General features: G+C 53.8%; 22 protein-coding genes. 3 read left to right on the top strand and 19 right to left on the bottom strand.

Annotation, left to right across the window (positions count from 1 at the left end; all coding sequences use genetic code 11):
* From ispF to cysG, 8 genes are all read right to left on the bottom strand, one after another.
* On the bottom strand, positions 1–474 hold the full coding sequence (gene ispF, locus LC431_RS18270) for a 2-C-methyl-D-erythritol 2,4-cyclodiphosphate synthase (protein ID WP_013574014.1): 474 nt from the start codon (positions 472–474) through the stop codon (positions 1–3).
* Positions 474–1,193 carry a 2-C-methyl-D-erythritol 4-phosphate cytidylyltransferase gene (ispD, locus tag LC431_RS18275; protein ID WP_013574013.1) on the bottom strand — a complete coding sequence of 240 codons (720 nt, stop codon included), beginning with the start codon at positions 1,191–1,193 and terminating at the stop codon, positions 474–476. The genes ispF and ispD overlap by 1 nt, the downstream gene beginning before the upstream one ends.
* Before the next feature lie 2 nt (positions 1,194–1,195).
* Positions 1,196–1,516, bottom strand: coding sequence for a cell division protein FtsB (gene ftsB, locus LC431_RS18280; RefSeq protein ID WP_013574012.1), 321 nt, complete (start codon positions 1,514–1,516; stop codon positions 1,196–1,198).
* A gap of 167 nt (positions 1,517–1,683) precedes the next feature.
* Positions 1,684–2,064 carry a DUF3561 family protein gene (locus LC431_RS18285; protein WP_013574011.1) on the bottom strand — a complete coding sequence of 127 codons (381 nt, stop codon included), beginning with the start codon at positions 2,062–2,064 and terminating at the stop codon, positions 1,684–1,686.
* Between the two features lie 59 nt (positions 2,065–2,123).
* Positions 2,124–2,747: an adenylyl-sulfate kinase gene (gene cysC, locus LC431_RS18290; protein WP_013574010.1), complete on the bottom strand. Its 624-nt coding sequence runs from the start codon at positions 2,745–2,747 to the stop codon at positions 2,124–2,126.
* 1 nt (position 2,748) lies between these two features.
* Entirely contained in the window at positions 2,749–4,176 is a 1,428-nt protein-coding gene (gene cysN / locus LC431_RS18295) for a sulfate adenylyltransferase subunit CysN (RefSeq protein ID WP_134706347.1), read from the bottom strand.
* 13 nt (positions 4,177–4,189) lie between these two features.
* Positions 4,190–5,098 (bottom strand): sulfate adenylyltransferase subunit CysD, encoded by a 909-nt coding sequence (cysD, locus tag LC431_RS18300; protein WP_013574008.1) that lies wholly within the window; start codon positions 5,096–5,098, stop codon positions 4,190–4,192.
* A 10-nt stretch (positions 5,099–5,108) separates the two neighbouring features.
* Complete coding sequence (gene cysG / locus LC431_RS18305) at positions 5,109–6,533, bottom strand: siroheme synthase CysG (protein WP_223510149.1); 1,425 nt, start codon at positions 6,531–6,533, stop codon at positions 5,109–5,111.
* 251 nt (positions 6,534–6,784) lie between these two features.
* On the opposite strand from cysG, the gene LC431_RS18310 reads away from it, so the two are divergent.
* Positions 6,785–7,822: an aminopeptidase gene (locus LC431_RS18310; RefSeq protein WP_013574006.1), complete on the top strand. Its 1,038-nt coding sequence runs from the start codon at positions 6,785–6,787 to the stop codon at positions 7,820–7,822.
* 159 nt (positions 7,823–7,981) lie between these two features.
* Here LC431_RS18310 and LC431_RS18315 read toward each other — a convergent pair whose 3' ends face one another.
* From LC431_RS18315 to LC431_RS18330, 4 genes are all read right to left on the bottom strand, one after another.
* Complete coding sequence (locus LC431_RS18315) at positions 7,982–8,719, bottom strand: phosphoadenylyl-sulfate reductase (RefSeq protein WP_013574005.1); 738 nt, start codon at positions 8,717–8,719, stop codon at positions 7,982–7,984.
* A 24-nt stretch (positions 8,720–8,743) separates the two neighbouring features.
* On the bottom strand, positions 8,744–10,480 hold the full coding sequence (gene cysI, locus LC431_RS18320; protein WP_013574004.1) for an assimilatory sulfite reductase (NADPH) hemoprotein subunit: 1,737 nt from the start codon (positions 10,478–10,480) through the stop codon (positions 8,744–8,746).
* A gap of 27 nt (positions 10,481–10,507) precedes the next feature.
* Positions 10,508–12,310, bottom strand: a complete 1,803-nt coding sequence (gene cysJ / locus LC431_RS18325; RefSeq protein ID WP_223510150.1) for an NADPH-dependent assimilatory sulfite reductase flavoprotein subunit — start codon at positions 12,308–12,310, stop codon at positions 10,508–10,510.
* Positions 12,311–12,655: 345 nt separating this feature from the next.
* Positions 12,656–13,660, bottom strand: a complete 1,005-nt coding sequence (locus LC431_RS18330; RefSeq protein ID WP_112152121.1) for a hypothetical protein — start codon at positions 13,658–13,660, stop codon at positions 12,656–12,658.
* A 169-nt stretch (positions 13,661–13,829) separates the two neighbouring features.
* On the opposite strand from LC431_RS18330, the gene queD reads away from it, so the two are divergent.
* Positions 13,830–14,189 (top strand): 6-carboxytetrahydropterin synthase QueD, encoded by a 360-nt coding sequence (gene queD / locus LC431_RS18335; protein WP_013574001.1) that lies wholly within the window; start codon positions 13,830–13,832, stop codon positions 14,187–14,189.
* A gap of 13 nt (positions 14,190–14,202) precedes the next feature.
* Here queD and queE read toward each other — a convergent pair whose 3' ends face one another.
* From queE to LC431_RS18350, 3 genes are all read right to left on the bottom strand, one after another.
* On the bottom strand, positions 14,203–14,874 hold the full coding sequence (queE, locus tag LC431_RS18340) for a 7-carboxy-7-deazaguanine synthase QueE (protein WP_013574000.1): 672 nt from the start codon (positions 14,872–14,874) through the stop codon (positions 14,203–14,205).
* A gap of 101 nt (positions 14,875–14,975) precedes the next feature.
* Positions 14,976–15,662, bottom strand: coding sequence for an N-acetylmannosamine-6-phosphate 2-epimerase (locus LC431_RS18345; protein WP_173362081.1), 687 nt, complete (start codon positions 15,660–15,662; stop codon positions 14,976–14,978).
* 8 nt (positions 15,663–15,670) lie between these two features.
* The gene (locus LC431_RS18350; RefSeq protein WP_013573998.1) at positions 15,671–17,224 is read right to left on the bottom strand and encodes a PTS transporter subunit EIIC; all 1,554 of its coding nucleotides are present in this window, start codon (positions 17,222–17,224) and stop codon (positions 15,671–15,673) included.
* Positions 17,225–17,428: 204 nt separating this feature from the next.
* Between LC431_RS18350 and LC431_RS18355 the strand changes: the two genes are divergently transcribed.
* Entirely contained in the window at positions 17,429–18,229 is an 801-nt protein-coding gene (locus tag LC431_RS18355) for a MurR/RpiR family transcriptional regulator (RefSeq protein WP_183065404.1), read from the top strand.
* An 86-nt stretch (positions 18,230–18,315) separates the two neighbouring features.
* On the opposite strand, the gene eno is transcribed toward LC431_RS18355, so the two are convergent.
* The 4 genes from eno to relA all read right to left on the bottom strand — a co-directional run bounded on the left by eno (position 18,316) and on the right by relA (position 24,801).
* On the bottom strand, positions 18,316–19,620 hold the full coding sequence (eno, locus tag LC431_RS18360; protein WP_013573995.1) for a phosphopyruvate hydratase: 1,305 nt from the start codon (positions 19,618–19,620) through the stop codon (positions 18,316–18,318).
* A gap of 75 nt (positions 19,621–19,695) precedes the next feature.
* Positions 19,696–21,333 (bottom strand): glutamine hydrolyzing CTP synthase, encoded by a 1,638-nt coding sequence (gene pyrG / locus LC431_RS18365; protein WP_013573994.1) that lies wholly within the window; start codon positions 21,331–21,333, stop codon positions 19,696–19,698.
* A gap of 348 nt (positions 21,334–21,681) precedes the next feature.
* A complete protein-coding gene (mazG, locus tag LC431_RS18370; protein ID WP_013573993.1) occupies positions 21,682–22,485 on the bottom strand; it encodes a nucleoside triphosphate pyrophosphohydrolase in 804 nt (267 codons plus the stop codon).
* Positions 22,486–22,563: 78 nt separating this feature from the next.
* Positions 22,564–24,801, bottom strand: coding sequence for a GTP diphosphokinase (gene relA, locus LC431_RS18375; RefSeq protein ID WP_013573992.1), 2,238 nt, complete (start codon positions 24,799–24,801; stop codon positions 22,564–22,566).
* Between the last annotated feature and the right edge of the window lie 3 nt (positions 24,802–24,804).

Consider the following 24,804-nt stretch of genomic DNA (forward strand, 5'->3'; position numbering starts at 1 on the left):
TCATTCCTTAATCAGCAGAGCAACGGCTTCGCAGGCAATACCTTCGCCACGGCCAGTAAAGCCCAGCTGTTCGGTTGTCGTGGCTTTCACGTTGACGTCATCCATATGACATTGCAGATCTTCTGCCAGAAACACGCGCATCTGCGGGATGTGCGGAGCCATTTTCGGTGCCTGTGCGATGATCGTGATATCCAGATTGCCCAGCTTGTAGCCTTTTGCACGGATACGGCGCCAGGCTTCGCGCAGCAGTTCGCGGCTGTCAGCACCTTTGAATGCCGGGTCAGTGTCCGGGAAAAGTTTACCTATATCTCCCAGCGCAGCGGCACCAAGCAGTGCGTCCGTAGCCGCGTGCAGGGCAACATCACCATCTGAATGCGCCAGTAAACCCTGCGGATAAGGGATACGCACACCACCGATCACCAGCGGGCCTTCGCCGCCAAATTTATGTACATCAAAACCGTGACCGATACGCATTATGCGTTCTCCTCCTGGGATAAGCGGGTTAAATAGAATTCAGCCAGGGCCAGATCTTCTGGCCTTGTGACTTTAATATTATCGGCCCGTGCCGGGATCAGCATAGGATGAAAACCGCAATATTCCATTGCCGAGGCTTCATCTGTGACCACCGCACCTTCATTGAGTGCACGGCGCAGGCAGGTTTTCAGTAATTCGAGCGGGAAAAATTGCGGCGTCAGTGCATGCCACAGGTCCTGACGATCGACCGTATGTGCAATCGCTGTAATGCCCGGTTCACCACGCTTCATCGTGTCGCGCACGGGGGCGGCAAGGATCCCGCCCACTTTACTGGTGGTGGCAATCGCCAGCAGATTATGGAGATCGTCAGGATGCAGACACGGGCGCGCCGCATCATGTACCAACACCCAGCCGCTGTCTCCGGCAACATCCAGCCCGGCCATCACCGACTCAGCACGTTCCGCACCGCCTGCAACCACGCGAATACGCGGATCACGGGCAATGGGAAGTTGTTCGAATTGCGTATCGTGCGGGCTTAATGCCACGATAACCTGACTGACTTTGCCGCTTTGCAGCAAAGCGCAAATTGAGTGTTCTATCAGCGTCTTACCGCCAATAGAAAGATATTGCTTGGGGCATTCTGCCTGCATACGGCTGCCAATGCCGGCAGCCGGTAACACGGCAATAACCTCTGGAAGGGAAACTGCGATATGGCTCATGGCTATTGATTCAGGTTGTTTTGCGAAACGGTGCTACCAGGCGCACGTTTGTTGTCAGGCACCAGACGATAAAAAGTCTCGCCGGGTTTAATCATGCCCAGTTCATTGCGTGCGCGTTCTTCGATCGCTTCCTGACCGCCGTTTAAATCGTCGATTTCTGCGAAAAGTTGATCATTACGTGATTTCAGTTTGCCGTTATTAACTTGTTGCACCTGAACGTCATCGTTTACACGTACATAATCGTGAATACCATTCTTACCCAGCCACAGCGAATACTGTAGCCAGCCAAGTAAAATCAGTAATAGCAGTGTTAGTTTGCCCATCCCCGCCCCCTAAAAAAGCTGGACAATCATCCCACAACTTTCCCTCTGACTCCACTGTGGCAGTGGTAAAGCCGGTGAGAATCAGACTTACGCACGCAATTAAGGGTGAGAATGACACAATGGGTTACATCGTGAAGGGAATTTGCAGGGAAAACCGCCAGGAAAAGTCACCAGCCAGACAGGAAAGAGAAGACTGTCCAGAACATGCCGATAACGCAGACCGCGCTGGCCAGAGAGGTTTTAAACCAGCCACCGCCAAAGAACGTGCTGAACGCAATGCCTATCAGGACGGAAACGGGCATCAGCGCCAGGAAGAACGGCCAGGTGTAGAGCAGGAAAAACAGGGTGTTGGAACCATAAACCAGAAAAGGGATCGCGAACGCCAGCCAGTAGAAGACAAACCCGATGAATCCGCCCTGCATGGAGTAGGAAGGATCTTCGGTGTCTGCACTGTCGGTTTCCGGTATCGGCACGCGTGTCCGGGGGGTAATTTCCCCGGTGCGATCCACGCGGTTCCGACTGACAAGTCTGCTAAATAACGCCTGCATAGATGATCCCTGTATTTCAGTGTAAACCGGCACGCTCTGTGACGTTTGGCCGGCAACATTCAGGGATTGATAATAGCGCGCTGGCGCATCACTTCTAATAATTGAGGCACCAATTGTGTTACCAATTGTTCACCATCAAGATGCACATCCGGGGTTTCCGGCGGCTGATATTCTGAGTCAATACCGGTGAAATTTTTCAGTTCACCCGCACGGGCTTTTTTATACAAACCTTTCGGATCACGTGCCTCGCAGATAGCCAGCGGCGTATCCACAAACACTTCAATAAACTGACCGTCTTCCAGCAAATCACGCACCATTTCACGCTCGGCGCGGTGAGGTGAAATGAACGCCGTCAGCACGACCTGCCCGGCATCCACCATCAGTTTCGCCACTTCACCTACACGACGGATGTTTTCACGCCGGTCGTCGTCGGTGAAGCCCAGATCACGGCACAGTCCGTGACGGACATTATCGCCATCGAGCAGATAAGTGCTGACGCCCTGCGCATACAGCGCCTGTTCAAGCGCACCGGCCACGGTGGATTTCCCCGAGCCAGAAAGCCCGGTGAACCACAGCACCGCACCACGATGGCCATGTTGCTTTTCGCGATCCGCACGAGTCACCGTGTGCGGATGCCAGACAACATTCTCATCTTTTAAAAAAGTGCTGTCTTGTGACGCCATCTTATTTGCCACCCAGCAGGTCGCGCGCACCCCAGTGCGGGAAGTGACGTCGAACCAGGCTGTTCAGTTCCAGCTCAAATGCGCTGTATTTATCCGATTCCTGATATACCTGTTCAATGGCTTCACGTACCAGACCAGCACCCACGGTAACGTTGGTCAGCCGATCGATAAAGATCATGCCGCCGGTCACCGCGTTGCTCTGATAGTTATCCAGCACCAGTGGTTCGTCGAAGGCCAGTTCCACCAGTCCGATACCATTCAGTGGCAGGTTTTCTACCACACGCTGCGTCAGCGAGTTAATTTCCACCTGATATTCGATATTTTCCACACGCGCACGGGCTTTCTTGCCGCCGACTTTGATGTCGTAACTCTGCCCGACGCTCAGTGGCTGTTCCGCCATCCACACCACGTCGACTTTGGCATTTTGTACCGGTTTAACCGTTTCTTCAGCATCGACCAGCGTGTCGCCACGGCTGATATCACGCTCATCGGCCAGCACCAGCGTAATCGCGTCGCCCGCCCAGGCTTCCTGCAAATCACCGTCAAAGGTCACAATGCGTGCCACGGTAGATTCCACACCGGATGGCAATACTTTCACCTTCTGACCGACACGGACAGAACCGGATGCCAGCGTTCCCGCATAGCCACGGAAATCAAGATTCGGGCGGTTAACGTACTGCACCGGGAAGCGCATCGGTTGCTGTTCACGAATGTTAATAATGTTTACCGTTTCCAGCACGTCGAGCAACGTCGGGCCGGTGTACCAGTTCATTTTATCGCTTGGTGTGGCAACGTTGTCGCCTTCCAGTGCGGAAAGCGGCACAAATTTGATGTCCAGATCGGTCGGCAGTTGCTGCGCGAAATCCAGATAATCCTGTTTAAACTGCTCGAATACCGCTTCGCTGTAATCCACCAGATCCATTTTGTTGACGGCAACCACCAGGTGACGGATCCCGAGCAAGGTCGCAATAAAGCTGTGGCGACGGGTTTGATCCAGCACACCTTTACGGGCGTCGATCAACAGGATCGCCAGATCACAGGTCGATGCACCGGTCGCCATATTGCGGGTGTACTGTTCGTGCCCCGGGGTGTCCGCAATGATGAACTTACGTTTCTCGGTAGAGAAATAACGGTAAGCCACATCGATAGTAATGCCCTGTTCGCGTTCGGCCTGTAAGCCATCCACCAGCAGTGCCAGATCCAGTTTCTCGCCCTGGGTGCCGTGACGTTTACTGTCGTTATGCAGAGAAGACAGCTGATCTTCGTAGATCTGACGGGTGTCATGCAGCAGGCGCCCGATCAGGGTGCTTTTGCCGTCATCGACGCTGCCGCAGGTCAGAAAGCGCAGCAGGCTTTTGTGTTGCTGAGCGTGCAGGTAAGCTTCAACGCCACCCTGCTCCGCGATTTGTTGTGCAATTGCGTTATTCATTAGCTGCGGCTCCTCAGAAGTATCCTTGACGCTTTTTCAGTTCCATCGAACCGGCCTGATCACGGTCGATCGCGCGTCCCTGACGTTCACTGGTGGTCGATACCAGCATCTCTTCGATGATCTCCGGCAACGTTTGTGCCTCAGATTCAACAGCACCGGTCAACGGCCAGCAGCCTAATGTGCGGAAACGCACCATTTTCTTCTCGATCACTTCGCCCGGTTGCAGATCAATACGATCATCATCAACCATCAGCAGCATACCGTCGCGCTCCAGCACCGGACGCGGTGCGGCCAGATACAACGGAACGATTTCGATATTTTCCAGATAGATGTACTGCCAGATATCCAGCTCAGTCCAGTTAGACAGCGGGAACACGCGGATGCTTTCGCCTTTGTTAATCTGGCCGTTGTAATTGTGCCACAGTTCAGGACGCTGGTTTTTTGGATCCCAGCGGTGGAAGCGGTCACGGAACGAATAGATACGCTCTTTGGCACGGGATTTTTCTTCGTCACGGCGTGCACCGCCGAAAGCGGCATCAAAGCCATATTTATTCAGCGCCTGCTTCAGACCTTCAGTTTTCATGATGTCAGTATGTTTGGCACTGCCGTGCACAAACGGGTTGATGCCCATTGCCACGCCTTCCGGGTTTTTATGCACCAGCAGCTCAAAACCGTAATTCTTCGCCGTGCGGTCACGGAAGTCGTACATTTCGCGGAATTTCCAGCCGGTATCCACATGCAGCAGCGGGAACGGCAAGGTGCCCGGGAAGAAAGCTTTGCGCGCCAGATGCAACATCACCGAGGAATCTTTCCCGATGGAGTACATCATCACCGGGTTGGCGAATTCAGCAGCCACTTCACGGATGATATGGATACTCTCCGCCTCCAGTTGCCGCAAATGAGTCAGTCGTTTTTCGTCCATAACAGATCCTTTAAGCCAAATTCACAACCGACGGGCGTTGGGTGCCGTCAGTCTCAGGATGATGCCCAAACCAGGCCAGTTGCTGATGAAGTGATACCACTTCACCAATCACCAGTAACGCCGGCACCGGCGCCTGCTGAGCCAGATGTTCAAGATTATCGAGTGTTCCGGTCAGCACCTGCTGATCAGAACGCGTTCCCCGTCCGATGACCGCAACGGGCGTATGCGCTGCGCGACCATGAGCGATCAGTTGCTGGCTGATTTCGGCAGCTTTAAGCGTGCCCATATAAATCGCCAATGTCTGCTGGCCTTTCGCGAGGGTCTCCCACTGCACGCCGTTGTTTTCCGGGCGGCAATGCCCGGTCACGAATATCACACTTTGCGCGTAATCGCGGTGCGTCAGCGGAATACCTGCATAGGCTGTCGCACCGGCAGCCGCGGTAACACCCGGCACCACCTGGAAAGGAATGCCTGCCGCCTGCACCGCCTGTAATTCTTCGCCGCCGCGTCCGAAAATAAACGGATCACCGCCTTTGAGGCGCACGACTTTTTTCCCCTGCTGCGCCAGTTCGACCAGCAGACGGTTAGTGTCTTCCTGCGCGACAGAATGGCTGCCCGCACGTTTACCCACACAAATCTTGTCCGCATCGCGGCGCACTAAATCCAGCACGTCTTCGCTGACCAGATAGTCGTAAAGCACGACATCGGCCTGCTGCATCACCTGCAGCCCGCGAAGGGTGAGCAATCCTGCATCACCCGGCCCGGCACCGACCAGCGTGACATTCCCGCGATGCGAGATGTCTTCCGCGTTTTCTAACTGCTGTTGCAGCGCCTGTTCTGCTTCTGCGAGCTTTCCCGCAGAAGCGAGGCTGGCAAAGCGTCCGGCAAACAGTTGTTCCCAGAAACGGCGACGCGCACGCATTGAACTGAACTGTACTTTCACATTGTCGCGCCAGCGTCCGGCGATATCGGCCATTTGCCCCAGGCTGCCCGGCAGTAGAGTTTCCAGCTTCTCGCGCAACATTCTGGCGAGTACCGGCGCTTTACCGCTGGAAGAAATCGCGACCACAATCGGCGAACGGTCGACAATCGAAGGGAAAATGAACGAGCACTTCGGCTGATCGTCAACCACGTTAGCCAGAACATGACGGCGGTTGGCCTGTTCAAAAACCTCAGCATTTAACGCGGCGTCGTCGGTGGCGGCAATCACCAGAAAAACATCGTCGAGCTGTTCCGGCAGAAATGCCTGTGCCGACCAGCTAACTTCTGCGGCCTGTCTGCGTTGTTCCAGCTCGGGAGAAAGTGCCTGTGCGACTATCCGTACTTGCGCACCTGCCCGCAGGAGGAGATCAATTTTGCGAGCAGCGACTTCGCCACCTCCCACGACCAGCACAGGGCGTTGTTTGAGGTCGGCAAATATTGGTAGATAGTCCACAAAAGCCTTTAATGATTGTCAGAGTTAATAAACAAACTATACGTGCAGGCAATAATTGATCTGAAATGACGAAAAGGAATGATTAGTTACTAAATGGAATATAGCCCGACAAAAAGAGCGGTTTGGGATAACGGGAAATTGTCTAATCGCACAGACAATCGCATACTGTACGCCCCAGAAAGACCGCCACACGCGGCCTGTTGTTTGATTGCCTTCCGGTCATATTGACCAGCAAATAAGGATTTTTGGCTATGTTTTCTTTTTTACGCATGAAGCGGACGCTGCTGGCGCTGAGCCTGAGCTGTGTCTGTATGGGTCATGCGATGGCGGCGTCCGCCCCGCTTCCGCCAGTGGGGATGATCGCCAGTCAGCAAATTCGCCATATCGCCACCTATTTTCCCGGACGCATGGCCGGCAGCCCGGCAGAACTGATCGCTGCGGATTATCTGAATCAGCAGTTCAATAAATTAGGATATACGAGCGATTTACGTGGCTTCGATACCCGCTATCTTTACACCAGCAATGCGGGCAAAAAGAACTGGCAAAATATTCACGCCACGTCGGTGATTGCCGCACGTGCAGGAGAAGTGCCGCAGCAAATCATCGTGATGGCGCATTTCGATACCTATGTGCCGCAAAGTGACAGTGATACCAACCATAATCTCGGCGGCCTGACGCTGCAGGGGGTCGATGACAACGCTTCCGGCGTTGGTGTGATGCTTGAGCTGGCCGAACGCATGCAGGCCATCCCGACGCACTACAGCTTGCGTTTCGTGGCGCTGAGTGCGGAAGAAACCGGTGCTAAAGGCGCGGAAGACTTTGTGAACCGCATGAGTGCTGAAGAGAAGAAAAATACGCTGCTGGTGATCAACCTGAATTCGCTGATCACCGGTGACCGGTTGTATTTCAACAGCGGCGCGAATACTTCCGTGGCCGTGGCGAAACTCACCCGCGTACGGGCGCTGAATATTGCGCACAGTCTGGGTATTCCGGCAGAAAGCCACGAAGGCGTACATTGCTGCGATGGCATAAAAGCGCTGGATGACGCACGGCTGCCGCTGCTGAACGTGACGGCGACTAACTATGCGCTGGGTAAGAAAGACGGCCTCCAGCAACGCGCGATCACCAGCCACTTCCCGCTGGGTACCACGCGTTATCAGAGCCAGTTCGATAATCTGCAGTATCTGGATAAAGCCCTGCCGGGACGCATTGAAAAACGTTCCCGCGATACGGTGAAAGTGTTATTCCCGTTGCTGAAGGATCTGGCGAAACCGGCGAAACACGCCTGATTAAATATGGGGAGTTGAGACGTTAATTACAGGAATCCCCTAAATAATTCGGATTGCAGGAAGGCGGCAAGTGAACGCATCCCCGGGAGCATAGATTACTATGTGACCGGGGTAAGAGCGCGCAGCCAACGCATCTGCAACCCGAAGTATGACGGGGATTTATTCATGGAGGCCGCATTCGCGTTTCAGTCCAAAAAATCGCGTGTCTTCTTCCTTCATCCCTTCTTCCCATTTTTTCGTGGTGTGCGTGTCACCGACGGAAAGATAGCCCTGATCCCACAGCGGGTGATAGCTCAGGCCGTTATCTTGCAGATAACGGAAGATCTGACGGTTATCCCAGTCGATAATCGGCAGGATTTTAAACACACCACGTTGCACCGCCAGCACCGGCAGATGCGCACGGCTGCCGGATTGCTCACGACGCAGACCGGCAAACCAGGTCTGCACGCCGAGCGTCTGAATCGCCCGATTCATCGGCTCGACTTTATTGATGTGATTATATTTCTCGATGCCCTCGACGCCCTGCTCCCACAGTTTGCCGTAACGCGCTTCCTGCCAGGCTGCCGAATGTTCAGCACGGAATACCTGTAAATTCAGGTTCAGCTGTTCGGTTAACGTATCGATGAACTGATAGGTTTCCGGGAACAGATAGCCGGTATCGGTCAGGATCACCGGAATGTCCGGTTTCTGCTGAGTGACTAAGTGCAGACAGACCGCCGCCTGAATCCCGAAGCTGGAAGACAGGGCGAATTCACCAGGCATATTTTCCAGCGCCCATTGCACACGCTCCTGCGCGGACAATTTTTCGAGGCTGACGTTAATTTCCGCCAGCGCCATGGATTGTCCGGACTTCGGCAGTTCATTCAGTTCAGCCAGAGTAAGGTTCAGCAAACTCATATCGCCTCCTGTCGGTTATCGCTCTTAATCATAAAAGTCACGTGCCGGATCCAGCACGGGCTTAATGATCCCTGCGCGGATCACAAAGTCGCCAAAGCCTTCACCGGTTTCGCGCTCTTTCGACCAGCGTCCGACCAGTTCGTCAATGATGCCCAGGATCTCTGCATCAGAAATATTTTCGCGGTACATGCGCGGAATACGTGTTCCGGCGCGGTTTCCGCCAAGGTGCAGGTTGTAGCGGTTCATCGCTTTCCCCACCAGACCAATTTCGGCCAGCAGCGCACGACCGCAGCCGTTCGGACAACCGGTCACACGCAGCACGATGTGTTCATCGCCTACGCCGTGGCCGTGCATGATGCCTTCTACTTTGGTCACAAACTCAGGCAGGAAACGTTCCGCTTCCGCCATCGCCAGCGGGCAGGTCGGATAAGACACGCAGGCCATCGAGTTTTTACGTTGCTCGGTGACACCGTCGTCAATCAGGCCGTGATTACGCGCCAGGGTTTCGATCGCGTCTTTGTCTTGTTCCGCGACACCGGCCACGATCAGGTTCTGGTTAGCAGTAAGCCTGAAATCACCTTTATGGATCTTAGCAATTTCTGCCAGTCCGGTTTTCAGCGGCTTGCCCGGATAATCAAGAATACGGCCATTTTCGATAAACAGTGTCAGATGCCATTGTTTGTCGATGCCCTTTACCCAGCCGATGCGATCGCCGCGACCGGTGAATTCGTAAGGACGAATATCACCAAACTGAATGCCTGCACGTTTTTCAACTTCGGCTTTGAATACCGGCACGCCGACGCGTTCCAGCGTGTATTTGGTTTTGGCGTTTTTACGGTTGGTACGGTTACCCCAGTCGCGCTGCGTGGTCACCACGGCTTCGGCGACGGCCAGCGTGTTCTCCAGCGGAATAAAGCCCAGCTCGCTGGCAGTTCGTGCGTAAGTGGCTTTATCACCGTGGGCGATAGAAAGCCCGCCGCCGACCAGCACGTTGAAGCCGACCAGTTTGCCGTTATCGGCAATCGCCACAAAGTTCAGGTCGTTGGCGTGAAGATCCACGTCATTTTGCGGCGGGATCACCACGGTGGTTTTGAATTTACGTGGCAGATAGGTCGCCCCCAGGATCGGCTCTTCGTCGGTGGTTTCGACTTTTTCCTGATCCAGCCACACTTCGGCGTAAGCACGGGTGCGCGGCAGCAGGTGCTCGGAGATTTTCTTCGCCCACTGATACGCTTCCTGATGCAGTTCAGATTCCACCGGATTCGAGGTACACAACACGTTACGGTTAACGTCGTTGGCGGTCGCCAGTGCATCCAGACCGAGTTTATTCAGTAACTGATGCACCGGTTTTACGTTCGGTTTCAGAATGCCGTGGAACTGGAAAGTCTGACGGTTAGTAATACGAATGCTGCCGTACAGTGTGCTGTCTTCAGCAAATTTATCGATGCCCAGCCACTGCGCTGGCGTCATCACGCCGCCCGGCAAACGGCAACGTAACATCATGGCATGACGCGGTTCCAGCTTCTGCTCAGCGCGTTCCGCACGGATATCACGGTCGTCCTGCTGATACATGCCGTGGAAGCGGATCAACAGGAAGTTGTCTCCGTTGAAGCCACCGGTCAGACCGTCTTTTAAATCCTCAGTGATAGTCCCGCGCAGGAAATTACTTTCCTTCTTCAGGCGTTCGGCGTCAGCCAGCGGGGCATCGACGATCAACGGGCCCGGACCGGGATTGAGTTCACTCCACAACTTATTGCTCATAAGGTTTTCGCTCATTGCTCAGATTCGTTAGTAGACGTCGCGCTGATAACGGCGATCAAGGCGCAATTCACTGAGATATTCGTCGGCCGTTTCCAGATCCATTTCGCCGTATTCGGCGATGATTTCCAGTAACGCCTGTTCTACATCTTTCGCCATACGGTTAGCATCGCCGCAGACATACACGTGCGCGCCTTCCTGCAACCACTGCCAGACTTCAGCGCCCTGCTCACGCAACTTGTCCTGTACATATACTTTTTCCGCCTGGTCGCGTGACCATGCCAGAGAGATATGGGTCAGCAAGCCGTCTTTCACGTAACGCTGCCACTCGACCTGATACAGGAAATCATCGGTAAAGTGCGGGTTGCCGAAGAACAGCCAGTTTTTGCCGGTGGCGCCGTCGTTATCACGCTGCTGAATGAAGGCGCGGAATGGCGCAATGCCGGTACCGGGTCCTATCATAATGACCGGCGTCTCCGGATTCACCGGCAGACGGAAGTTATCGTTATGCTCGATGAAGACTTTCACTTCACCGTCTTCTTCCAGACGATCGGCCAGGAAGCCGGACGCACCACCAGAGCGCGGACGACCATCGATGTCATAACGCACCACGCCAACAGTAATATGGACTTCTGTTTCAGTTTCAGCCTGCGAGGAGGCAATCGAATACAGGCGCGGCGTCAGCGGACGCAGTAAATCCACCAGTTGCTGGGCATCCAGCTCAGTCGGTGCGCGGCGTACCATGTCAGCAAACGGCACGGTCTGGGCGTATTGCTGCAGCGCAGGCTTGTCAGCCAGCAGACCGGTCAGGTGTTCATCGCGGCACAGCGCGGCATATTTTTCGATAATCGGCGTGGTGTTTTGGGTCAGTTCGATGTGATGTTGCAGCGCTTCTGAAAGCGACAGTTTTTTGTCGTTCACCTCGACAATTTCATCACCTTTCAGCCACAGCAGTTCAACGATTTCCTGCACCAGTTGCGGATCGTTTTCAAACCAGATCCCCAGCGCATCGCCCGGCTGGTAACGCAGGCCGGAATCACCGAGTTCGATTTCCAGATGACGCACGTCTTTATCAGAATCGCGGCCGGTAATTTTCTGGTTAACGGAAAGTGTCGCGGTCAGCGGCGCTTCTTTGGTGTAAGGGCTGCTGTCGACCTGATTCACACTGCCTGCCAGCGTCGGAGCCGCCTGCGCCCCGGTGTCAGCCGGTACGCGCTGTTTCAGCACATCGACAATACGCTTACGCCAGTTTTCGGCGGCTTCTTTATATTCCACATCAGCATCAACGCGGTCTAACAGGCGTTCTGCCCCCAGCTCGCCCAGACGGGTATCGAAATCTTTACCTGCCTGACAGAAGAATTCGTAAGAGGTATCACCCAGCGCAAACACCGCAAAAGCCGTGTCTTTCATTTGCGGGGCTTTTTTGGATTGCAGGAATTTGTGCAGCGCGACGGCTTCTTCAGCCTGTTCGCCTTCGCCTTGCGTGGAGGCCACGATCAGCAACAGCTTTTCCTGACCAATTTGTTTGAATTTATAGTCACCGGCATTCACCAGATTGACGTTAATTTTCGCGGCGATCAGGTCATCACGCAGTTGCTCGGCAACACGGCGGGCGTTACCCGTTTGCGAGGCGGAAATCAGAGTGACTGACGCGGCATTCTGTACCGGAGCAGGAGCTGCCACCGCACCCGGTTGCTGATTAACCATGCCCCAGAAATACCCTGACAGCCAGGCCATCTGAGTCGGTGAGTAATCACCAATCGCCGATTGAAGGCGGGCCATTTGCTCGGGGGTCAGCGGGAGCAGTGAAGTTGGAGGAGCCTGAGTCGTCATCGCGGTACGAATTCCCTTATGCAAAAGCAAGTCATCAATCCGGCCTCCGGCGCTTTTTACAGTATATGTTCGCGCGGGAAAAACCTTTCAGAGGATGTAGGTTAACGAGCAGGATAATAACAATTAAAGAAGTGATGGAAATAATAAATAACCAAAATGACTAAGAGGATTTAGAGGTAAGGTCTATCTGAAAAAGTGGTAAGGCATGATTTTTATCCTACTGAAATCGCTAAAAAATTTACCTCACTGCGAGCAGGCTCTTTGCAAAGTGCCGGATACATAAAGAAAAACCCCGCCGGAGCGGGGTGATGAATATTTTTCAGTACTCAGCTAAGCGTGACGATTTTAAAGATGAAAAGCGTTGTGCTGTTCAAACCAGGCGAACTGTCCGGCGGCAAATACTGACATTTTACTGCCACTGTGGCCGACATCTGACAGGTCCATAAAGTGCCAGTTAAACGGTGTGTTGTTCTGTTCAGCGCGTTGCTGGGAGGTGGTGAAATAACTCTCGGCGCGCTCCAGACGGTTTGTCCCCTGCGCCATCGCCTGCTTGGATTTGCGCAGCAGGCGGTTTTCCGGATCGTCGTCTTCAGCCCCCACGGCAATCAGCACCGGTTTGGCAAAGTAATCATTCAGTTGCTGCTGGCTGACCGCCACCGGCGCTTCGCGTAAACCGTAAGGCCAGCGCTGATCGGTATCCGGTAATGTCCACCAGCCTGCCGCCGCACAGACCGCGGCTTTCACATTCGGCTCAGGCAACAGCGTCAGCATGCGGTGTACAAACTGGCAACCCGCGCTGTTTCCAAATAAATAGTATTGTTTCTGGCTGGTGACGCCCTGCTTTTGCAGCGTCGTAAACAAGTTATCGACCATGCTGAACGCCCACTGCGATTTCGGCAAACGATGATGGGTTTTGCTGTCGGTCAGATTACCGAGGTTATAGCCAGCGGCGCCGGGGAAATCCTGCTCGCTGAAATGCGGCACGACCACGCGCAGATGATACTGATCAGCAACGGTCATCCAGTCATTGCGGTAAGTCGCGGCATTACGGTCCACGCCGGTCATCACCATAACCACCGGCGTAGTCTCATCTGCACCGACAGGCTGATAGGTGAAAACTTCCAGCGGCTTTTTACCCGGTGCCAGTGCAATATGCATCACACCGGATCCCGGTGGGAAAACCAGAGGTGCTTTACTGACCGGAGTTTTGGCAACCGGAGAGGCTTTAACCGCGGGTTGAACCGGTTTAGCCGCAGCGGGGACGGACTGCTGAGGGGTGGCAGTGGTCTCTGCCTGAACACCAGCCGAGAACAACAACGCCAGAACAGCGCAACGAAGCACAGTAATCATTCACTATCTCAACAAGTTAGTTTCTACCGGCTCACTGTATGCCAGCAATGCGGGCGGAGTAAAGAGAGTAAAAGTCAGGATTTGGTGAAGAAAAGCGCAGTTAAGTCATGGCACGTAAGCCGGTATTCCGGTACTATGCCGCGTTTTTTCGAGCAACGAGACATGCCTCATGACCACCACATTATTTAAAGATTTTCAGTTTGAAGCCGCCCACCATTTACCGCATGTGCCCGCCGGGCATAAGTGCGGACGGTTGCACGGCCACTCTTTCACCGTCCGTTTAGAAATCACCGGTGAAGTGGATCCGCATACCGGCTGGGTGATGGATTTCGCCGAACTGAAAGCTGCGTTTAATCCGACTCTGGATCGTCTCGATCACTATAATCTGAACGACATTCCGGGCTTAGAAAACCCGACCAGCGAAGTGCTGGCCGCGTGGATCTGGAACGAGATGAAACCTAAGCTGCCACTGCTCAGCGCCGTGCGCGTGAAAGAAACCTGCACCGCGGGTTGCGTATATAAAGGTTAACTCAGCATATCTCTTATGCAATGTTGAGATACTTATGTGTCTGCATTGAAAGCCGCCAGTTCCTTGCAATGCAGGTCGCAATGCACAGTCTGGTGGCTTCTTCTTTTTGACTGATTGGCTGCAGGGCAATAATCCGCGCTTTGCTGTCAGTCAGTGTTTCCAGCAGGGCATCCAGAGCGTCGATATCACGCTGACGCGCCACCGGATGTTTCACTTCATCGGCGCGTTTCAGTGCCTGCGGCAGAATGTCGTAACCGCCACGCATATTCACTTTCGGGGAAACCGTCACCCAGGTATTCACCGAGCAACGGACTTCGTGCGTGCCGCTGGTTTCAATCTGGCAACTGAAGCCGCTCTTTTCCAGCAATGACGTCAGTTCAGTCAAATCGTAAATGCATGGCTCGCCGCCGGTGATCACCACGTGACGCGCGGTGTAACCTTGCTGCGCGATAACCTCGAGCAGTTGTTCTGAGGTGGCGTTACCCCAGGCATCACTCTCTTCGGTTTTGACCAGAATGCGCTGCATATCGACTTCCCGATCGGCAATTTTATCCCAGGTGTGTTTGGTATCGCACCAGCTGCAACCCACAGGACAGCCTTGCAGGCGAACGAAAATCGCCGGCACGCCGGTAAAATAGCCTTCCCCTTGCAGGGTTTCGAACATCTCATTAATCGGGTACTGCATCGGTTTCTCAGTCATCTCTAAAAAAATCAGCGCGCATTATCGCAGATCGCAGGCGCTGCGCCAAATACAGGGCGCAGCGGGAGTGTGTGCAAAAATGTTTATCAGCGCAAAGAGCGGATGGCGTCAGTAAAGCGTTGCGTGATCTGCTGCGGTCGGGTAATTGCACCACCGACCACAACGGAATGCGCCCCCAGCGCTAAACATCGCGCCGCCATTTCTGGGGTATCCACGTTTCCCTCGGCAATGACCGGCGTCGTGCACTGCGCCAGCACCTGACGCAGGAAAGCGAAGTCGTCATGCCAGAGTTTGCTGCCCTGCGTCTCCTGAGTATAGCCGTGCAATGTTGTCCCGATACAATCAAAACCTAAAGCCTGCGCGTTTTGCGCTTCTTCTAAGGTCGCGATATCCGCCATCAGCAACAGGGACGGAAACTCTTTACGAATGTGTTGCACCAGCGCCGCAAGTTGCAGTTCACCCGGACGCTGATGGAACGTGGCATCCATCGCGATCATGTCCGGCGCAACAGTCATCAGCTCACGGACTTCTTTCAGGGTTGCGGTGATATAGACATCGCTTGCGGGGTAATCACGTTTGATGATGCCGATAACCGGCAGCGGCACGGTAGCGCGGATGGCTTTCACATCTGCGACGCTGTTGGCGCGGATCCCCGCGGCACCGCCCTGCATAGCGGCCAGTGCCATACGGCTCATAATAAAATCGCTGTGCAGCGGTTCGTCATCCAGCGCCTGACAGGACACGATCAACTGTCCCCTGACGGTCGTTAACATTGACTGATTCATACTCCCAACATCTCCTCAATTTCATTTTTAATAATCGTGACATGCGGTCCGTAGATCACCTGAATACCATTTCCGCGGATCAGCACGGCGCGTGCCCCGCTCGACTTCAGCTTGTTTTCATCCACTTCGCTAGCCTGATGAACGCTGATGCGCAAACGCGTTGCGCAGCAATCCAGCTCGGCGATATTGGCCGCGCCGCCCAGTGCTTCGATAATCAGTCCGGCGCGATCGGTCACGACGTTATCCTGCTGAATTTCAGCCTCATCACGCCCCGGCGTTTTCAGGTTGAAGCGCCTGATCAGGTAGCGGAAAGAGAAGTAATAAAGGGCAAACCACGGCACGCCGACCAGCGGGACGTACATCCAGTGCGTTTTGCTTTCGCCCTGTAAAACCCCGAACAGAATGAAATCGATAAAGCCGCCGGAGAAAGTTTGTCCGATGGTGATCTGCAAAATGTGGGCAATCATAAACGCCAGACCGTCGAATACCGCATGCAGGACATACAGCATCGGCGCGACAAACAGGAACGAGAACTCAATGGGTTCGGTGATCCCGGTCAGGAAGGAGGTCAGTGCCGCCGACAGCAGCAGCCCGGCGACGCGTTTTTTATTCTCAGGCCGCGCCGTGTGGTACATCGCCAGACACGCACCCACCAGACCAAACATCATGGTAATGAAGCGCCCGGACATAAATCGTGAAGTGCCGATATAAAACTGCTGCGTATTGGGGTCTGCCAGCTGGGCGAAGAAGATCCGCTGCGTGCCTTCCACCAGATGCCCGTTAATCACTTCGCTGCCGCCGAGTGCGGTGGTCCAGAAAGGCAGATAGAAAATATGATGCAGGCCGAACGGGCCGAGCATGCGCAGCACAAAACCGTAAATGAAGGTGCCAAGGTATCCCGTCGCATCCACCAGTCCGCCCATGCCAAAAATCACTTTCTGGAAATGTGGCCAGATGAAGAACATCAACGCCCCGACCACGATGGCCGCAACGGAGGAGATGATCGGCACAAAGCGGGAACCGCCAAAAAACCCGAGAAACTGCGGTAATTCGATTTTGTTGTAGCGCTGATGGAGCCACCACGTCACAAGACCGATCACCACGCCGCCAAATACGCCGGTTTCCAGCGTCTGAATGCCGAGCGCCATTCCCTGCCCGGCGGCACTGAGATTGGTGGTCACCAGTTGCCCTTTGAGGATCAGGATGGCGTTGATGGTGGCGTTCATCACCAGGTATCCGAGCAGCGCGGACAAACCTGCGGTTCCTTTATCACTGCGTGCCAGCCCGACGGCGACCCCGACGGCAAACAACACCGCCAGATTGGCAAAGACGATCGATCCGGCACTGGCCATGACGGTGAAAATCGCCTGCAAGGCCGGAATATTCAGAAACGGATATGCCGTTAAGGTATTGGGGTTGGAAAGCGCCCCGCCAATACCCAGCAGCAATCCGGCTGCGGGCAAAATAGCGATAGGCAACATGAAAGACTTGCCAAACTTTTGGGCTCTTTCGAACCACGCCCCGCCCCCTGAACCATTGAATATTGACATGAGATAACTCCGCGTTATGTTGTTGTGATAATTATTTTCACCACACTATATAATTAAAATAATAATTACCATCAAATGTGCAACGTTATCCATATGGAATTCTTCTGGCGTTAACTGCGTCACATCAGCCAAACTAGTCAGGTCAATTATTCTGAGGAGAGCCGAGTGAGTCAGACCAAGGAAACAGGCACGCTGTTACTGCGAATGCGTCAGGGACTGGAGAATTACAGTCCGACGCTGCACAAGCTGGGCAGTTTTGTGCTGGAACAGCCGCAGCGCGTGCTTTACCTGACCATCACTGAACTGGCGCGTGAGAGTGATACCAGTGAAGCCAGCGTCACGCGGCTTTGCCGCCAGCTCGGTTGCAAAGGGTTTACCGAGTTTAAGATGGGCCTCGCGCTTGAGACGCGACAAAATCCGACATTGCCGTCCGCTGAAGGGAATGACGACGTTCAGACGCTGATCGAAGACAGCATCACTGCCCTGCGTGATACCGGAAAACTGCTCGATCGGCAGGTGCTGGCGGATGCCGCGTTTCGCATTCATAACGCGCGTTCCGTTCAGGTGTATGGTGTTGCAGCCAGCGCTATCGTGGCGGATTATCTGGGTTACAAGCTGCTGCGTCTGGGCAAAGCGTCGCAATGTTTCGCTGATATGCACCGCGCGGCGATGAATGCCGTGAGCCTGGATAGTCAGGATATTGTGGTCGTGATTTCCAGCTCAGGTTCCACTAAAGATGTGTTGCACGCCGCCGCGCTGGCGAAGCGTCAGGGCACCACAGTCATCGGTATCAGCAATACGTTGCGCAGCCCGCTTTCCTCACTGGCCGATATTTTACTGGTGGCCGCCAAACCCGAAGGTCCGCTGACGGCGGGTTTACTGACGTCCAAAGTCGGCGGGATGCTGCTGGTGGAATTACTGATCAATCAGCTGTTAACGCACTCTCCGGATTATCTGCAAGCCAGCGAACACAGCGCGAGTGCCACGCTTTCTTTATTGCTGTAAGACGGAGATCTTAACGATCTCCCTGAATTGCAGACATAAAAAAACCCGCCGGAGCGGGTTTTTATGAAAGCGTTACGGGGCAGTAATTACTGACCTTTAACTTCTTTCAGACCGTTGAACGGAGCAGGAGTACCCGCAGCCGCCAGCGCTTCTTCGATACGGATCAGCTGGTTGTATTTAGCAACACGGTCAGAACGGCTCATAGAACCGGTTTTGATCTGGCCAGCAGCGGTACCCACAGCCAGGTCAGCGATGGTCGCATCTTCAGTTTCGCCTGAACGGTGAGAGATAACGGCAGTGTAGCCAGCGTCTTTCGCCATTTTGATCGCAGCCAGAGTTTCGGTCAGAGAACCGATCTGGTTGAATTTGATCAGGATGGAGTTAACGATGCCTTTGTCGATACCTTCTTTCAGGATCTTGGTGTTGGTGACGAACAGATCGTCACCGACCAGCTGGATTTTGTCGCCCAGAACTTTAGTCTGGTAAGCAAAGCCAGTCCAGTCAGACTCGTCCAGACCGTCTTCGATAGAAACGATTGGGTACTGTTTAGTCAGGTCTTCCAGGAAGTGAGTGAACTCTTCAGAAGTGAACGCTTTGTTGCCTTCGCCAGCCAGAACGTATTTGCCATCTTTGTAGAACTCAGATGCCGCACAGTCCATCGCCAGAGTGATGTCTTTACCCAGTTCGTAGCCTGCTGCTTTAACCGCTTCAGCGATGACAGCCAGCGCTTCTGCGTTAGAACCCAGGTTTGGCGCGTAGCCACCTTCGTCACCAACAGCAGTACCCATGCCTTTAGATTTCAGCACTTTAGCCAGAGTGTGGAACACTTCTGAACCCATGCGGATAGCTTCTTTCAGCGTTTTAGCGCCAACAGGCTGGATCATGAACTCTTGAATATCAACGTTGTTATCAGCGTGTTCGCCGCCGTTGATGATGTTCATCATAGGCAGTGGCATAGAGTATTTGCCTGGGGTGCCGTTCAGTTCTGCGATGTGTGCGTACAGTGGCAGACCTTTAGAAGCCGCAGCCGCTTTAGCAGCAGCCAGGGAAACAGCCAGAATCGCGTTAGCACCGAACTTAGATTTGTTCTCAGTACCGTCCAGATCGATCATGATCTTGTCGATGTTAGCCTGATCTTTCGCGTCTTTACCGGTTACAGCCTGAGCGATAGGACCGTTAACCGCAGCAACGGCTTTCAGTACGCCTTTGCCCAGGAAACGGGATTTGTCACCGTCACGCAGTTCCAGCGCTTCGCGGGAACCGGTAGAAGCACCTGATGGCGCAGCAGCCAGACCAACAAAACCACCTTCCAGATGAACTTCAGCTTCTACGGTCGGGTTACCACGGGAGTCGATGATTTCACGGCCGATAACTTTAACGATTTTAGACATTAAGATTTCCTCAGTACAAGTTAACTAAAGCTTCAGACAAGAGATGCGCCAATGGCGCATCTCTTCCCCGGTATTTTATTTTACCTGACGCTTCTGATACTCACCGGCAGCCTTCACGAAGCCTGCAAACAACGGATGACCATCACGCGGCGTTGACGTAAATTCTGGATGGAACTGACAAGCGACAAACCACGGATGGTTAGGCAGCTCGATGATTTCCACCAGTTGCTTATCGCCAGAGCGACCGGCTACGCGTAAACCTGCGGCTTCGATTTGTTTGAGCAGCATATTGTTCACTTCGTAACGGTGACGATGGCGTTCAACTATTGTCGGCTCGCCGTACATCTCACGAACCAGGCTACCGTCGTTCAGGTGACATTGCTGTCCGCCCACACGCATGGTGCCGCCTAAATCACTGTCTTCGGAACGTACTTCGACGTTACCTTCTTCATCGCGCCATTCGGTGATGAGTGCAACCACCGGGAACTTACAGTCTGGCACAAATTCGGTGGAGTTGGCGTTCTCCATACCCGCAACGTTACGGGCGAACTCAATCAGCGCAACCTGCATACCCAGACAAATGCCCAGATAAGGAATGTTATTTTCACGTGCATAACGCGCCGTTGCCACTTTCCCTTCCACACCACGGTAGCCGAAGCCACCCGGGATAAGGATCGCGTCCAGGCCTTTCAGCACCTCGACACCACGGGTTTCGACATCCTGAGAATCGATAAGTTTAATGTTCACGGTCAGACGATTTTTCAGGCCGCCGTGTTTGAGCGCTTCAATCACAGATTTATAAGCATCTGGCAGCTCAATGTACTTACCGACCATGCCGATAGTCACTTCACCGCCCGGATTGGCTTCTTCGTAAACAACCTGTTCCCATTCGGACAAGTTGGCTTCCGGTGCGTTGATGCTGAAACGTTTACAAATATAGTCGTCCAGACCCTGAGATTTCAATAGGGCCGGGATTTTATAAATAGAATCAACGTCTTTAAGGGAGATAACCGCTTTTTCCGGCACGTTACAGAACAACGCAATTTTCGCGCGTTCGTTGGCAGGCACTGCGCGGTCAGAACGGCAAATCAGCACGTCCGGCTGGATACCGATAGACAGCAGTTCTTTTACAGAGTGCTGGGTCGGTTTGGTTTTCACTTCACCGGCTGCCGCCATGTAAGGCACCAGTGTCAGGTGCATATACAGCGTGTGCTCACGGCCCACTTCAACCGCCATCTGACGAATCGCTTCCAGGAACGGCAGGGATTCGATATCACCGACAGTACCGCCAATTTCAACCAGCACGACATCGTGGCCTTCGCCGCCTTCAATGATGCGTTCTTTGATGTTGTTGGTGATGTGCGGGATAACCTGGATGGTTGCGCCGAGATAGTCGCCACGGCGCTCTTTGCGCAGCACGTCGGAATAAATACGGCCCGTGGTGAAGTTGTTGCGACGAGTCATCTTGGTGCGGATGAAGCGCTCGTAGTGACCCAGATCGAGATCGGTTTCAGCGCCATCTTCGGTAACGAAGACTTCGCCATGTTGAGTTGGGCTCATCGTACCCGGATCCACGTTGATATACGGGTCCAGTTTCATGATGGTCACGTTGAGGCCACGGGCTTCGAGAATAGCCGCCAGAGAGGCTGCGGCAATGCCTTTACCCAGAGAGGATACGACCCCGCCGGTCACAAAAATATAATTAGTTGTCATGCTGAACCTGAGAGGTTAGGTTTAAAGATGATGGAGTAACCAAGACGGGAAAACAGTATACCGGAACCTTGTGTGCGCCACAAATAAACGTTTTGCTGTCCATCATCGTTTTCCTTACCGTCAGTTCAGAAGGGTTAACCCTGCCAGCGCTGTTCTTTCATTCGTTCAAAAACAAACAGTTAGCTTGTAAAAAGTGCTGTGTTGTTCGCATGACGCACTAAAACATCTTAGATTTCAATTTGTTGGACTTTACTGCTCTCAGATCAGCCGGTTAAGCACTGAATGACATTGAGCTTAACCGTTTCAGCAGATTCAGATCTTGTTTCCGATCAAAGTCGGAGAGCTAACTCAGCCTTCCTGCTTTTTCACCTGCTGCCAGGCGTCTTCCATCTGCTCAAGTGTAGCATCTTCCATGTTTAAGCCTTTTCCACGGATAATTTCCTCGACCTGCCTGAAACGGCGCTCAAACTTGCGGTTGGCCGCCTGCAACGCATCTTCCGCTTTGTGGCCTAAATGGCGGGAAAGATTCACCGTCGCGAACAGCAGGTCGCCGATTTCCTCGCCGAGCTTTTCTTCATCGATCACTGCCTGACGCGCTTCAAACATCACTTCGTCGATCTCTTCGTAGACTTTGTCGAGCACCGGCCCGAGTGTGGTCCAGTCGAACCCGACATTCGAACAACGTTTCTGAATTTTGTGTGCTTTCATCAGCGCAGGCAACGCGGAAGGAATGTCATCAAGCGCCGAATGCAGGGATTTCTCCGCCCGCTCTTGTGCCTTACGCGCTTCCCATTTGACCAGCACATCCTGACTGCTGGCGTCTTTCGACCAGGCCGCTTCCTGCCCAAAGATTTGCGGATGGCGGCGCTCTAATTTGTCCGAAATAGCATTGCAGATATCGTCAAACTCAAACAGCCCTTGTTCGCTGCCCATCTGCGCGTAAAACACCACCTGAAACAGCAGATCACCCAGTTCGTCGCGCACATCGTCGTAATCTTTGCGGGCGATGGCATCCAGCACTTCGTAGGTTTCTTCCAGCGTGTACGGGGCAATCGTCTCGAAAGTTTGCTCTTTATCCCACGGGCAGCCCGCTTCAGGGTCGCGCAGGGTTTTCATAATGGTGAGCAGGCGTTGTAAAGAAGAGTCGGTCATAGGATCTGTCCGTTTTAAAAGAGATGAGTCAAAAACATAAAAGAAAAGGCCCGACTGGCGGGCCTTATAAGCGTTTGATCAGCTGCCGTGAAGCCGCTTGGCTTCAATTACATCCGGCAACTGGTTCAGTTTGGCAATCACACGTCCCAGCACCTGCGGGTTGTAGATTTCGATATCCATGTCGATAGTCGCCAGTTGCTGGCGTGTGTCGCTGCGGCTGGCAACACCGAGTACGTTCACTTTTTCATTGGCAAGAATCGTGGTGATATCACGCAGCAGGCCGCTGCGGTCGTTAGCCACCACACGTACCACCAGTGAATACCCGCTGGAGTAACTTTCGCCCCATACGGCATCGACCACACGTTCCGGCGCATTCGAACGTAAATCTTCCAGTTGATCACAGTCGGCACGGTGGATGGAAATCCCGCGGCCCTGAGTGATGTAACCGACGATTTCGTCGCCCGGGATCGGCTGACAACAGCGCGCAATGTGGTGCATCAGATTACCGACACCTTCAACCACCACGCGGCCATTGTCTTTGGTACGGGTCGGTGGCGGTGTGGTTTTCTGCGTCAGCTGGCGCAAAGCTTCTTTATCCAGCTCTTCCGCACTCGGCTTTTTCAGCTGCGATTGCAGGAAGTTCACCATCTGATTCAGACGGATATCGCCGTTACCGATTGCGGCCAGCACTTCATCCAGCGAGTTGACGTTGTAGCGCGGCAGCAGCAGTTTCTCGGCATCTTTGATGCTGATATCCAGTCTGTCCAGCTCGTCATCGAGGATTTGTTTACCGGCAATAATGTTCTTATCGCGATCCTGTTTACGGAACCAGTTTTGAATTTTCGAGCGCCCGCGGCTGGTCGTGACGTAACCCAGACTTGGGTTCAGCCAGTCGCGGCTTGGGTTCGCATGCTTCTGGGTGATGATTTCAATCTGATCGCCCATATGCAGCTGATAGGTGAACGGCACGATGCGGCCGCCAATTTTCGCCCCGATACACCGGTGCCCCACATCACTGTGGATGTGATACGCAAAGTCGAGCGGCGTGGAGCCCATCGGCAGGTCGATCACGTCGCCTTTTGGCGTAAACACGTAGACGCGATCGTCGAACACCTGGCTGCGCACTTCGTCGAGCATTTCGCCCGAATCGGCCATTTCTTCCTGCCACGCGATAAGTTTTCGCAGCCAGGCAATACGACCTTCGTAGCCCCCGCTGCGGCCACCGACCACAGCGGTGCCTTCTTTGTATTTCCAGTGCGCCGCGACGCCCAGCTCAGCATCTTCATGCATCTGACGCGTGCGGATCTGCACTTCCAGCGTTTTCCCACGCGGCCCCAGCACCACAGTGTGAATCGACTGATAACCGTTCGGTTTCGGGTTGGCGACATAATCGTCGAACTCATCCGGCAGATGGCGGAAATGAGTGTGCACAATCCCTAACGCGGCGTAACAATCCTGTAAACGCTCCACCACAATACGCACGGCACGCACGTCGAAGAGTTCGTCGAAGGACAGGGATTTTTTCTGCATCTTGCGCCAGATGCTGTAGATATGTTTGGGACGGCCGTAAACATCAACTTTGATGCCCTCTTCGGCCATCGCATTTTTAACGGTCGACACAAAATCGTCGATGTACTGCTCACGGTCGATACGGCGTTCATGCAACAGTTTGGCAATGCGTTTGTATTCGTCAGGATGCAGATAACGGAAGCAGAAATCTTCCAGCTCCCATTTCAACTGGCCAATACCCAGACGGTTAGCCAGCGGCGCATAAATATTGGTACATTCTTTGGCCGCCAGTACGCGCTCTTCTTCCGGCGCATCTTTCACTTCGCGCAGATGAGCGATACGTTCAGCCAGTTTCAGCACCACGCAGCGGAAATCTTCCACCATCGCCAGCAGCATGCGGCGGACGTTGTCCACCTGCTCGGAAGCCATGGAATCGTTTTGCGTGGCTTTCAGCTGGCGGATGGCATCCATATCACGCACGCCATGTACCAGATCAGTAATGGCTTTACCGAACTGTTGGGTCAGGGTGTCTTCATCAATGATGCCGTCATCAACCAGCGGGAACAGCAGCGCCGCGCGCATACTGTCGTTATCCATGCTGAGGGTCGAGAGGATTTCAACCATCTCCAGACCGCGCCATAGCAGCAGCGAGGCGTCAGGATGGCCCTGCGTTTGTTGCTCGCAGTAGCGCCAGGTTTCGGCTAAACGCTCACATGATTGCTGGCTGGACAGTCCTAAACTATTGATCCAGTCGTCGAGCGCGAACTCGCCAGCCGTGTTCAGATGTGCACTTCTTACCGCAACCATACC

This window comes from Rahnella sp. GSA61A, assembly GCF_019969905.1.
GTDB classification, from domain to species: Bacteria; Pseudomonadota; Gammaproteobacteria; order Enterobacterales; family Enterobacteriaceae; genus Rahnella; species Rahnella aceris.